At 45.2% G+C, this 12,548-nt stretch carries 12 protein-coding genes; 2 read left to right on the top strand and 10 right to left on the bottom strand.

All coding sequences use genetic code 11. The annotated features are described in order from the left end of the window. The first annotated feature begins 137 nt into the window (after positions 1–137). Entirely contained in the window at positions 138–1,820 is a 1,683-nt protein-coding gene (locus ABSE13_RS00995; protein ID WP_424026609.1) for a polysaccharide biosynthesis PFTS motif protein, read from the top strand. Positions 1,821–1,839: 19 nt separating this feature from the next. Here the strand turns inward: ABSE13_RS00995 and ABSE13_RS00990 are convergent, their stop codons facing one another. From ABSE13_RS00990 to ABSE13_RS00945, 10 genes are all read right to left on the bottom strand, one after another. Further along, positions 1,840–2,865 (bottom strand): UDP-N-acetylglucosamine 4,6-dehydratase family protein, encoded by a 1,026-nt coding sequence (locus ABSE13_RS00990; protein ID WP_424026608.1) that lies wholly within the window; start codon positions 2,863–2,865, stop codon positions 1,840–1,842. Further along, on the bottom strand, positions 2,866–3,993 hold the full coding sequence (locus tag ABSE13_RS00985) for a DegT/DnrJ/EryC1/StrS family aminotransferase (protein ID WP_424026607.1): 1,128 nt from the start codon (positions 3,991–3,993) through the stop codon (positions 2,866–2,868). Continuing rightward, entirely contained in the window at positions 3,990–4,424 is a 435-nt protein-coding gene (locus ABSE13_RS00980; RefSeq protein ID WP_424026606.1) for an acyltransferase, read from the bottom strand. Before ABSE13_RS00980 ends, ABSE13_RS00985 begins: the two co-directional genes overlap by 4 nt. Continuing rightward, complete coding sequence (locus ABSE13_RS00975; protein ID WP_424026605.1) at positions 4,424–5,083, bottom strand: PIG-L deacetylase family protein; 660 nt, start codon at positions 5,081–5,083, stop codon at positions 4,424–4,426. Before ABSE13_RS00975 ends, ABSE13_RS00980 begins: the two co-directional genes overlap by 1 nt. Beyond that, complete coding sequence (locus ABSE13_RS00970) at positions 5,076–5,741, bottom strand: WbqC family protein (RefSeq protein WP_424026604.1); 666 nt, start codon at positions 5,739–5,741, stop codon at positions 5,076–5,078. The genes ABSE13_RS00975 and ABSE13_RS00970 overlap by 8 nt, the downstream gene beginning before the upstream one ends. 10 nt (positions 5,742–5,751) lie before the next feature. Then, a complete protein-coding gene (locus ABSE13_RS00965; protein WP_424026603.1) occupies positions 5,752–7,191 on the bottom strand; it encodes a B12-binding domain-containing radical SAM protein in 1,440 nt (479 codons plus the stop codon). Between the two features lie 69 nt (positions 7,192–7,260). Next, on the bottom strand, positions 7,261–8,415 hold the full coding sequence (gene neuC, locus ABSE13_RS00960; protein WP_424026602.1) for a UDP-N-acetylglucosamine 2-epimerase: 1,155 nt from the start codon (positions 8,413–8,415) through the stop codon (positions 7,261–7,263). Then, the gene (locus tag ABSE13_RS00955) at positions 8,412–9,536 is read right to left on the bottom strand and encodes an N-acetylneuraminate synthase family protein (protein WP_424026601.1); all 1,125 of its coding nucleotides are present in this window, start codon (positions 9,534–9,536) and stop codon (positions 8,412–8,414) included. Before ABSE13_RS00955 ends, neuC begins: the two co-directional genes overlap by 4 nt. Positions 9,537–9,798: 262 nt before the next feature. Next, positions 9,799–10,494 (bottom strand): acylneuraminate cytidylyltransferase family protein, encoded by a 696-nt coding sequence (locus tag ABSE13_RS00950; RefSeq protein WP_424026600.1) that lies wholly within the window; start codon positions 10,492–10,494, stop codon positions 9,799–9,801. A gap of 169 nt (positions 10,495–10,663) precedes the next feature. Continuing rightward, a complete protein-coding gene (locus ABSE13_RS00945; protein WP_424026599.1) occupies positions 10,664–11,845 on the bottom strand; it encodes an ABC transporter ATP-binding protein in 1,182 nt (393 codons plus the stop codon). A 283-nt stretch (positions 11,846–12,128) separates the two neighbouring features. Here ABSE13_RS00945 and ABSE13_RS00940 point away from each other — a divergent pair, with 283 nt between their 5' ends. Then, entirely contained in the window at positions 12,129–12,305 is a 177-nt protein-coding gene (locus ABSE13_RS00940; protein WP_424026598.1) for a hypothetical protein, read from the top strand. Positions 12,306–12,548 lie beyond the last annotated feature (243 nt).

The raw sequence follows: 12,548 nt of genomic DNA, 5'->3' as shown, positions 1-12,548 counted from the left end.
GCTCCGGGAAACGGATCGGAGGAAGTATCGGGCCCCCACTCATCCGTATAAAAATTACCGTCCCCGGAACCGACAGACTATATTTTAATAGATGGAAACGCGAAGTAATTGAAAACAGTTAGTCAGATCCTGATAGAATGAGATCCTCATGCAACAAAGCCCCTGATGAAGATTTACAGGAGAGCGGAGAAGTTAAGGAATTCTCAACTTTTGATTATAATTACATCGATCAGTATGCGCAACAGAACAAAGTCCTTTCCAATATCGAATCGATCTATGAAAACGAATTTTGCAACGACACTTTCATTGGAAAGATCGAATCCCTTGTCGGATCACCGGTGATACGGGGATCGTATAAAAGGGCGATATGCTATATTCTATTTAGAAATTACCGGAACAGATTTTTCAATATTCCCAAGATCCCTGTCCCTTTCTGGAAAGCGGGCTATAAAAAAGTAAAATCGGTTTCCCAGTTCGCTCTCTATCCTCTCTGGATCCTGTATCAGATCGGGGTACCCTCATTCCGTAAGAAAACACCACAATCCTATCAGTGTGGTATCCGGGTGGGTTGTTGCGACTGGTCATTTAAGAATACGTACAAGTCATTTGACTTTCTCATTGACAACCGCGAACTAACTGCAGAGAACGTACTGTTCTGTATTGAAGAGCCGATCTCACAGGAATACCAGGACGCCATTGACAGCCGGGGGTATCATTCGGTTCGCCTGCGCGAAGTTCTGAAAGGTGCAGATATATCATTCATTTACCGGGTATTCCTGAAAAAACAGGTTCCCGTATGGCTGCATCTGCTTTTCGGGTCGTTCAAAAAACAACCGTTTATGCTTCCCCTGACCCTGGAGATAATGTACAAGTCCCTGATCTGGTCCAAGCTTCTCGAAGAATATCATATCCGGCATTATGTGGTCTTTAACGACTATCTCACGGCAGACACCGTACGATATATCCATTGCGATCAGAATGATACCCAGACCTGGTGTTACATACATTCGAGCAGCACGAACGACCTCATCACTCCGCCCGGGGAGGAGGAGGTTATTGATATCCAGTTTGCCTTTTATGCCACCCATCACCTCGTTGTCTGGGGCAGAAAGATGGAGAATTATTATAAGAAACACCCGAATTATATAAAAAATTTTGATCTTTCCGGATGCATGACATCAGAGCTGATCCGGAATGCCCTGGAACCGCCGGCATCAAACATCCCCCGTACCAAAATTAACGAAAAATGTTCCCCGAAAAAAATAATCGGTGTTTTTGACACTTCGTTTACTGAAATATGTCCTTTGACTTACCGGGATATGGCACAGTTTGTCGAGGGCCTTTTACGACTGCTTGACGATTTCCCGGATGTCGGGATCATCTTCAAGGACAAAAAGTCTGTGGAATGGTTGTCCGAATATGTACCGCAGATAATCCCGTATTACCAAAAACTGAGAGATCACCCCCGCTGTTATTTCCCGGATGTGGAAAATACCGATCCTACCGAGTGCATTGCGGCGTCAGACCTGATTATTTCAGCCCCCTTCACATCTCCCAGCATCGAAGCGCTCGGGGCAGGTATAAGGGCAATGTATTACGATGCGTCTGACAGGTTCCCGGGTTGTTATTATGATCGCATTCCCCGGTTTGTGGCTCACAATTATGACGAGCTGAAAGACTTTGTTGAATACTGGCTTTACGGAACTACCGCTGAGGAGTTTGAACTGTTCCTGAATACTCACATAAAAGGGGAGATCCATGAACACCTTGACGGGAAAGCGATCACACGATTCAGGCAACAGCTGTCCCGGCAGCCTTAAACGCAGGCCATCAATTTTTTTATTGTATCTTTCGTATCAATGCCCGGATCTCATCCCTGTTCAACAAATATGCTTTTCTCGATGAGAACTCCTCAACATTGGCTTTTTTGAAAGAAGGCGGTCTTTTTGTCTCAAACGGGTCATCATGGGTGATTTTCTGCGGCAATATTATGAACATCTCATCGTTTTCATATGCATGTTCCGCTTCTTCTTTTGTCATTAATTCCTCGAATAATTTTTCACCGCCCCGTTTTCCTATGACGGTTATGCCGATATCCCCGGGATCGAACCCTGAACGTGGTGCATATTCATCGATCATTGCATACGCAAGATCGATGATATTCATTGCCGACATCTTCAAAATAAAAATTTCCCGTCCCCGGCTGATCCGGCCCGCATTGATAATCAGTTCTACTGCTGAGGGGATATCCATAAAAAAGCGGGTCATTTTTTTGTCAGTAATCGTGACCGGGCCCCCCTTCTGGATCTGTTTTGAGAAGAGTGGTATGACCGATCCACGTGAGTTCAGGACATTCCCGAATCTGACACTTGAGAAAACGGTCCGTTTGGTCCCACGATAATAATTGGCAGAGATCGTAAGTCTTTCCGCTAGCAGCTTGGTTGCACCCATCACATTGGTCGGACTCACGGCCTTGTCGGTACTGACATTTATCACTTTTTCAACTTCTTTTGAAAGCGCTGCATCCAGGACATTCTGCGTCCCGATGACATTGGTTTTTACTGCATCGAACGGGTTGGATTCGCATAACGGAACGTGTTTCAGCGCCGAGGCATGAAACACGATATCGATTCCTTCAAATGCCATCAGGAGGCGGTCCTTATCGCGGATATCCCCGATAAGCGGGCGGATTTTATTAGAATCCAGCTCGTTCTCCAGCTCAAACAAACCCGTCTCATTGTTGTCGAAAACCCTTATGGTACCTGGATCATACTCCAGAAGTTTTCTGACAAGTTCGTGTCCGATTGAACCGGCCCCGCCGGTTACCAGAATCCGTTTATTCCTGTAGAATGACAAGTTATCCATCTAGTTCATCTCATAGAAGTGTTGGATTGAATCCACAACCAGGTCAATTTCATCTGTAGTGATCCCGGGATGGAATGGCAGGCTCAGAATAGTGTCCGAGACCTGCTCGGTCACCGGCAATTTACCGGTGTATTTCAGCTGGCTTTTGTAAAAGTTGGTACAATGAACCGGCGAGAAGTAAATCTTTGTCATGATGCCGTTCTTTGCCAGATATGCCATCAGTTCATTTCTCTTTGGCACGCACAATGAGAATAACTGGTATACTTCGAGATAATCCTTTGGCGGGTTACAAAATCTGACTCCTGCAACCTTCTTTACCAGCTTCTTTTTGTAATATTCTGCCTTTTCCCGCCGCAGGCTGATGATCTTATCTACCTTTTTGATCTGGGCAACACCGAGAGCTGCGGTGATATTTGACATCCTCATGTTGTATCCAAGGGACACGTATTCAAAATTTTCTGTCGAAGAGAAATAATCGCAGGTTTCGACACGGCCGTGGGACCTGATCAGTTTTAATTTCTCCTGGATCTTTTTGGATTTTGTGACGATCGCCCCTCCCTCACCGGTGGTAATTATCTTGTTCTGGCAGAAACTCAGCAGTGCGGAGTCTCCGAACGATCCCATCATGTCATTGCCGATCTTTGCACCAAATGCCTCTGCTGCATCTTCGATCAGGATAAGGTTATGATCATCCGCAATCTCTCTCAGTTCCCTGATCTGGCAGGGTGTCCCGCCATAATGGATCGGGATAATTGCCTTTGTTTTCGGGGTAATTTTCCTGATAACATCCTGCGGGTCCAGTCCCAGGGTCTTGTCTTCGATATCAGCAAAAACGGGTTTTGCGCCAACAAAGAGCGGGGCATTTGCGGTTGCAATAAACGTGAATGAGGGGACAATCACTTCATCGCCGGCTCCTATGCCGTATGCCAGGAGTACTGCATGTAATGCAGAGGTTCCGGAGTTGAATGTCACCGCATAATCCGAATGTATGTACTTTGCTGTGAGCTCTTCGAATTCCGTCACTTTTTTCCCTGTTGCCCAGTTCATGCCGGATTTGATCACTTCTGAAACAGCCTGGTCATCGGTGTCATCGGTATATATCCTGAATAATGGTATCTTCCACGTCACTGGATATCACGCCCGGTTTTTTCAATTTCTTCATCGGTGAGAGTCCGGACTACCGTTGCCGGAACTCCGAATGCAACGACATTGTCCGGGAGACTTCTGGTAACAAAACTGAATGCACCTACGATGGTATTTTTACCGATACAGACACCTGGCATGATGACCGAGTGGCTTCCGATACGACAATTCCTGCCTAAGATTACTTCCCCTTCCTTCCCATCAATAGTTGATACCGAGTAGATGGAACAATGCGATCCGATTTGTACGAAATCCTCAATTACTACCCCGTTTTTCGCATTTATATAGGTAAAGGCACCGATATCGGTTTGTGATCCCAGGGAAAAGTGTTTTTTGTTCTGGACGACCCAGTGATATTTTGTCAGGATTCCTTCGTCAATTCTGGGATGTTCCCAGTGGGAAAATCGTGACGGCATTACTGAATAATTTCTCTTATTAGCATAAAGGCTTCTGCATATTTTACACCGATCTCCGATCCACGCTTCATTGCAAGGGCAGAGATCAGTTCTGCCGATCGCGGGTGAGGTGCATCTTTTAATTCAGTCTCAAATAATCGCATCGCTTCTATTTTAAGTCCGATAAAATCGGTGATGTCGATATAGACACTGGGCCGGAATTGTGCAATCGAATGTCCCCATTCTGTTTCTGAAAGGGTCTCATAGGCCAGTATTTTTTTGATATTGGAGGAGAACGGTCGTGTTGCCACAAGAGATGCTTCATGAACTATGCGATGGTCCCTGTTGAGATCCCCATAGTGAGGGATAAAAACAAGATCCGGTTTGTGTTCGGAGATCACCTTCGATAATGCATCGTTTAATTCCTTTTGGGGGATTGTATCGAGTTTTACGGTTGGATAGTCAAGGAAGATGGTTTTGGCGATCCCGAGCTTTTTATTTGATTGTTGGATCTCTTCTGCTTTTTTTCGTATATATTCCGGTGACCAATCCGGAGTATAGGCTTTTGTCACTATACAAAGGACGACCTCATCACCTTTGCTTGCGAAACGTCCGATAGTTCCGCCACACCCCAGTACTTCATCGTCTGGATGTGGGGATACAATTACTATTTTAGACATACTTTTCCTCCACCCCGCAATTGAATAAATAGTCTATTACAGAAAGATTTGGTATGAAATCCCCCCATGCCTGAGGGTATCTGGGATAAGAAAATTCCTGATATTCCACCGTTATCCCATGCTCCCTGAACAAATCTTCCTTCATATATACCTTGGCTCCCTGGCCGGATAAATAAACATCGGCTCCGACAGTTTTGCATAAATTAATTAATTTTTCATTACTCATTCCTTCTGCTTTCAGCTCAGATGATCTGTAGAATTTTGTTTTGATCCCCATGATCTCGCAGATCGTTTCATTCATGGCGATAGTCAGGTCTGATAAAATTTTCCAGTCCCTCGAATAGATCTCTTCGAAAATCCCGGCATATTCTTTGAAGAACAACGTCTTTGAATAATTGCAGGTTATTGTTTTCCAGTGCTTCTCTCTCCAGTTACCGCTGTTGTCTATCTCTGTCTCATGTATGGATCTTCCACTTTTGTATCGGACGGGTACTGTAAGCCAGAGTTCGCCGATCTGTGTCTTGATCCTGTTCCTGTTGAAGAGATTATTTTTGCTGTATTGGGCGTCGTCAAAAAAAATATGTACGTCGCTCTTGGAAATTTTGTCGAAATATCCAAGCCATGGTAAATATGCGGGTTGATGAATACTGGCGATCATTTTTACTGAACTATTTCCTGCCCGAGCCGGTCCTGCTTGCCCAGGCAAAAAGCTTCTTCACTATCGCTTTTTCCCATCCGTAATAGCCAAAAAATCTCAGTCTCCAGCGCAGGTGAGCAGAAATCTCGAACGGCAGGATGATCAGACGTTTCAGACCGGGAAAATTCCTGTCGGTGGAATCGCCTTTTTTACCACGGAACCGCAATCCGGATATATAATACAGATTTCCGGCAACGGGATTCACCTCGTTGCTGAGGGTCATTTTGCTCCATCCATCCAGATCGTGCGGCTCTTTGAATCCCGCCTTTACGGCTTCATTGTACAGCTCACTGCCGGGATACGGGGAATATGCATCGAATGTGATCTTGGCATTCTTATCGGTTTTCCAGATCCAGTCGGCCAGATCCATACTCTGGTGCATTTCGTGTATCGTCTCGCTTGGCAGGCCGGCGATGAAATTATACCTGCTCTGAATTGTCGTCCCGCTCAGTACCCGGGCACATTCGCGGGTATCCTCCACACCATGAGGGTGCATTTTATTGACCACTTCTTTAAGGACCCGATCTGAGCCGGACTCAACACCCAGGAGTAATTCCCTGCATCCGCTCTTTTCCAGCATCCTGGCGGTTTTCTCGTCGATACTGGGGCATCGTATACTCGTAGTCCACTTCAGCCCAAAATTCCTGAGAATGTCAGATATTTTCTGGATCCTGTCCTTTCTCGAACCAATATTGTCGTCATTGATATAGATATTCTCTATGTGGAATTCGTCGACAAATATTTTTAATTCAGTCTCGAATTTATCTACCGGCATCGGCCTCCAGGTTCTCTTATTGAAGATCTGGTTATAACAGAAATTGCAGTTGAACGGGCAACCTCTGCTTGCCTGGAACATCAGTTCCCCGCGTTCGGCAGCAATCCGGAAATATTTCTTACTTTTTCCGGTCATGGGAAACGGCCATTCTGACGGATCCATAAATTCCCGTGGTTTATTGGTTATTATTTCCCCGTCTTTTTTCCAGACGATTCCGTCGACCTTACTCAGGTCCCCCTTGTTTTTCAGGGTTTGTATCAGTTCGAGCATTGTCTTCTCACCCTCGCCGACAACAACGAAATCTACAAACGGCTCTTTGATGCATTGTTCCGGTAACAGAGACGGGTGGACTCCCCCGAAAATCGTATGAATATTTGGGTTTATTTTCTTTGCATATTCGAGCATCTTTTTGCTGCCGATCAGCTGAAACCCGGTCATTGAGGAGACGCCTATGGCAAAAACACCCGCTTCCAGCAATAACACAAAATCCTTGAATTTATCGAATCTTTCATCAAAATATTCGACGTCCAGACCATTTTTTTCGAGCTCCGCACCAAGATAAAAAATACTTAACGCTACACCTTTGGTCGGGCTGTCTTCCGTTGGTATGGGATATGCTAGTAAACAGTCAGTCATTGTAATGCTGCACCTGGGTCGGGGCCGGTCTTCAGCTGGTATCGGATCTGCCGGAAGCAATCTGTTATGTTAATACGTTAGATGTTTTTCTAATAATTTGTTGTCCAGTTTGACTTTTTTCAAGACTTTGACAATTTTTTCTCCTGCCTTGCCATTGCCGTACGGACTCCTGCATTTTTCAACGTGTGCCAGGAATTTCTTGTCCGACAACGCCTTTTTGATAGCCCCGGTTATCTCTTTCCTGTCATTGGTGACAAATATCTTATTCCCGGCGTTCTCCCTGACGGATTCCCTCGTACCTACGTTCACGACAGGAAGTCTGAAAATCGGAGCGTCGATAGTCCCGCTGCTGGAATTCCCCACCATCACGCTGGCAAGTTTCATCAGGCTGAGATAATCTTTCCTCGGAAGATTCTTAAAAGTTTTCAGGAAATCGTATTTTTCATACTTTTCAATAATCTTTATCATTTTTCTTCCCCCGGCATCCGAGTTCGGATAGATCAGAATTGTCTGGAGATTGATCTCTCTCAATGCTTCTAAGGTCTCTGTAATCTGTTTTTCAGCCTGATCTATCTGGGTAAGCGAGGGGTGCTGAATTGCAAGAATAAACGGCCTGCTCAAATCCAGTCCATATTTTTTTTCAAGAAAATCCCTGGAATAAAAATCATCTGACAACAGATCATCCACCGCCGGTGACCCGACAAGGTGGATCCTCCATGGCTCCTCACCCATCTTCAATAACCTATCAGCACTCTTTTGTGTTGCTGCCAGATGGATATGTGCGAATTTGGTAATGGAATGTCTGATCGGGTCGTCGATATGCGCACCGTCATCTCCCTGGTCACCGCCATGAATATGCGCAACAGGGATATTCAGGTGTGCTGCGGCAAGTGTACCGGCCAGAGCCTCTCCCCGATCCCCGGTCACGAGTAAAATGTCCGGTTTCACGCTTTCCAGGGTCTGGGTAATTCCGATTATCGCAAGGCCGAGTGATTTTGCCATTGCTGCAGCAGAATCGTTTGCCAGCAGCATATCTACCGTATAATAGTGTTCAAAACCGTCCTTCCTGATATCAGTGAGCGAGTACCCGTACTCCGGACAGAGGTGCATCCCCGTGATAATCAATGTTAAACTGAATTCTTCTTTGATTTTCAGCAGGGTGGATCGCATCAGTCCGTAATCCGCTCTTGTACCAGTTATGTAGCAGATCTTTCTCTCACTCATTTTCCGGCACCCCCTACCATATTCCAGTGGATAATGGTATCCCGGGGAATTTCAACCCGTGCGACTTTTCCGATCACGCCGGAGATATTTGTCAACGTTGGTTCAATTCCGAAGCCGGGGCGCTTGATGCACAACATCCCTTCTGAGATGACATCGTTCCGGTGGATGTTTACTGCCGAAACAATACTTTTCCTGGATGATCTGATGACATCCTTCTCTCTCGATGTCGGTGTTTTCTCATAATTTCCCCGGTATACATCAATATCCGGAATTGTTTGTTTTATCAGCGAAAGACGCGGATCGCCCGGTGCCACTCTCTCAATAATCCGTATATGGTTAATCATTTCCCTCAATTCAGCTGGTTCGATTGAAGCCTTATGATCGGGTCCGGTCATTGTCCGATCAAGGGTGAAATGCTTCTCAATGACCGTCGCCCCGAGCGCGACTGCTGCAATGGACGCATGAATCCCCATAGTATGATCGGAATATCCTGCCGGATAACCGAATTTTTCCTGTATTGTCAACATTGCATTAAGATTTACCTCGCCTGGCAGGCACGGATACAGACTCGTACACTGTAATAATACAATCTTGTGATTCCCCTCATCCTCAATTACGCGGACTGCATCCCCTACTTCCTTAAGGGTGCACATACCGGTCGATAATATCACAAGTTTATTGGAAATTGCCACGCGTTTTAACCGTGGATGATTTGTAATATCGCCAGATTCAAGTTTGAATACTGGCACAATGGCTTCCAGAAACGATATTGCATCGTCAGAATGTGGAGTCGAGAGGAACAGGATATCTTTTTTATCGCAGTAGTCTTTCAGTTTTAAGAAGTCTTCATGGCTCAATTCCAGTTTTTTAAGCATTTCCGCCTGGGTTGTCTCGCTCCCGGAGTTCTCAATCTGGTAACTCTCCATCTCTGCATCTTTCGTGCAGACTTCTTCAGAGGTAAACGTCTGGAATTTTACGGCATCTGCCCCGCATTCCTTTGCGGCTGCAACCATCTTCTTGGCTAACTCCAGAGAACCGTTGTGATTCACTCCGATCTCTGCAATGATAAAACATTTTTCATCGTTACCAATATTCAGATTATTAATTTTATACGATGTCATTAAGCCTCGGATGCACGTAATCTTCTATTATCTTTGTAAATCAGAAATATTTTATACCTTCCTGATATCCCTGTTCACTGTTCTTAAGAAGGTCGCCTCCCGGTTTTGCGCTCATTGGTGTATTGTTCACCTCTGTGAAATTACCGGTCCAAGTGATCCCCGGGCCGGGACGCCTGGACTATGGTCCATCTCCCCGTAACGAGCAGGTGAGAAACAGATGCTGTCACGCCGGTAAACTGGTGGCATTTGATCGAGGGTTATTTTAATTCCGGTGGTTCAGTATCGTTTCTGCCATCAGGAAATCAAATTCCGTGTCAATATCGATACTTGTCAGGGATGACATGATGAGCGGAATAATCTTTTTACCATAGAATCCCTTGTTTTCTACAAATTTTTCCGGCGTTGAAACATATATTGCCCCATTCGGGATATATGTCGGAGGAAGATCCTGCCTCCGTGTATGGAAGTATTTCTCATCGAACAGGGGTTTTAAGAAGCTCTTTTCAAGGGTAAAACTCCAGTAGGGAGAATGCGGGGTTTCAGAAACGCTGACAACGGAATCGCAGTCTTGGTGTAAAAAAATATCAATTGCGGTATCGATCTCCTTTGCATTCCGTAACGGGGACGTGGGCTGGAGGAGGACCATGACATCCGGTGTATAGTGCCCCTCCCCGAGTACCTTTATCGCATGGGTAATGACATCATCGGAATCTGCAGTATCCGTGGCAAGTTCTTCCGGCCGATGAATTATTTCTGACCCGTATTTTTTTGAAACCCGGGCAATTTCCTCATCTTCCGTTGAAACGACAACCTTGTTGATATACCTGGATTTCAGGGCCTCGACAATAGAATAACTGATCAACGGTTTCCCGCAGAGCAGTCTGATATTTTTTCTCGGTATCCCTTTACTTCCCCCGCGTGCGGGAATGAGCGCTAAAATATTCCTGCCGCCAGTCATATTGCGTCCTGTTTCGTGTTCATCGTATATATTTCCATTTTGCCGTTTCCGTACCGGGATCGACGGATACACATCCTTCATCCGGAAGACCTGGGACGGGCTGCTTAAGATCCGGAAAACACCGGAGAATTATGGGTATGCCCATGATATCCGCATGTCCTGGTATGTATCAGGTATTCTCGGTAACCACATTGTACATTCTCCAGTAATCCCCTTTGTTCCGGAGTAACTCTTCATGAGTACCTGCTTCAGAAATTTTTCCGTCCTTCAACAGATAGATTTGATCAGCATTTATTATCGTGGACAACCGGTGGGCGACGATGATGGTCGTGCACTTCTTGGCAACATTCGAGATCGCATCCTGGACTGCTTTCTCTGATACCGTATCAAGGGAACTTGTCGCTTCATCGAGGATCAGGATCTCCGGTTTGCGGATGATTGCCCGTGCGATAGCAATTCTCTGGCGTTCTCCCCCGGATAACTTCAGGCCACGATCTCCTACAATGGTGTCATACCGGAGGGGCATTCTGTCGATGAACTCGTGGGCATTAGCCAGTTCCACGGCTTCCATGACCTCCCCGGGGGAATACGAATCCCCGAATGTGATGTTCTCTCTGACAGACGCGTTGAATATGAACGTATCCTGGCTCACAAACCCGATTTTTTTCCTAAGGGATGTCAGGTCATAACTGGTAATATTTTTATTATCTATCTCAATAGTACCTGAATCGACATCATACATGCGTAATACGAGATCGATCATGGTGGATTTGCCGGAACCGGACTGGCCCACAATTGCCGTTGTTTTACCTGATGCGATCGTAAGTGAGATTCCCCTGAGAATCGGCTCTTGCTTCTTGTACCCGAATTCAACGGTGTTGAACGATATCCCGGGTTTTTTTGCGGTTAACGGGATCTCTCCGTTGGCTATCCGTGAATACGATGTATCCATCTGGATGTCCCGGACAATGGATAAATTGGGGAGGGCACTCATGATTCCCATCTGGTAATTCCCGAAATTCGCAAGTTTTGGCAACAGCGTCAGGACTGCAAGCGAGAATGTTCCGAGAACCGGGAGATATGCAATAAAATTCTCCGGGTAATACAGCTTGATTACAATTATCACAAGCCCGATAACGACAAAGATAAAGAGATATAGTATCAACGACGGGATCTGGAGCCAGAATGTATCTTCTTTCCAGTAATTCCAGTATTCCCTGACAGAGCTCTCGAATTGTTTTATCCAGAAGTTTGATGATCCGGATGCCTTGATCTGTTTTACCCCATTGATATATTCGTTCAGTATAACGTTCTCCTGTTCATTTGCCTGGTATCTTCCCGTGCCTGACATATACGATACTTTCAGACTGAGATACCGGGTAAACAGGTAATATCCCAGGCCCGCTATGATCAGAACGACTGTTCCATATAATGAGATAGAAATCAGGAGAAACAATGTCGATACTGAAAGCAGACCATCAACCAGGAGTTTGGTTAAATTGATAAAAACATCGGAAATGAACTGAGGTGCTCTCGATATCCGGTAAATGATATCCCCTTGTTTGCTGTCAATAAATAACTGGTAATCCGAGCGGGTATATTTCTGAAAAAGTTTTTCTTTATTCTGAACCGTGATGTCTGTTGTAATTTTAATTGACACTATCATAAAAACAACAGTCAGGATAAATGACACGATTGCCGTACAAATGAACAGCAGGCAGGCGGTAATCAGGGGATCCTGGATATTGAAAATTCCTGAAAAACCCTGTTCGAAAAGACCGATCAGGGTAAAAATAATATTGTGTGGCTGATAGGTCTGGTTCGTGCTGAGAGAGAGAATCGGGTACAGCAATGCAAGATTAAGCATACTGACCAATGACATCACGATGCCGAGTAATAATAACCCCAGGAAAATAAATTTGTAATCGCGTAAAAAAAACCAGATTAATTTTACTGAATCCCGTTCTTTCATATTTCCCCGTAAATTGTAGTAATGTAGTTCTTACTGGTTTGCAGTTCAGTGGCTTAGAGTTGTCTACCCTTGTATATATCTT

This window comes from Methanoregula sp. (assembly GCF_049518935.1).
GTDB lineage: Archaea > Halobacteriota > Methanomicrobia > Methanomicrobiales > Methanospirillaceae > Methanoregula.
Note: the sequence above shows the minus strand (reverse complement) of the source record. Positions and strands in the feature narration are given on the sequence as shown.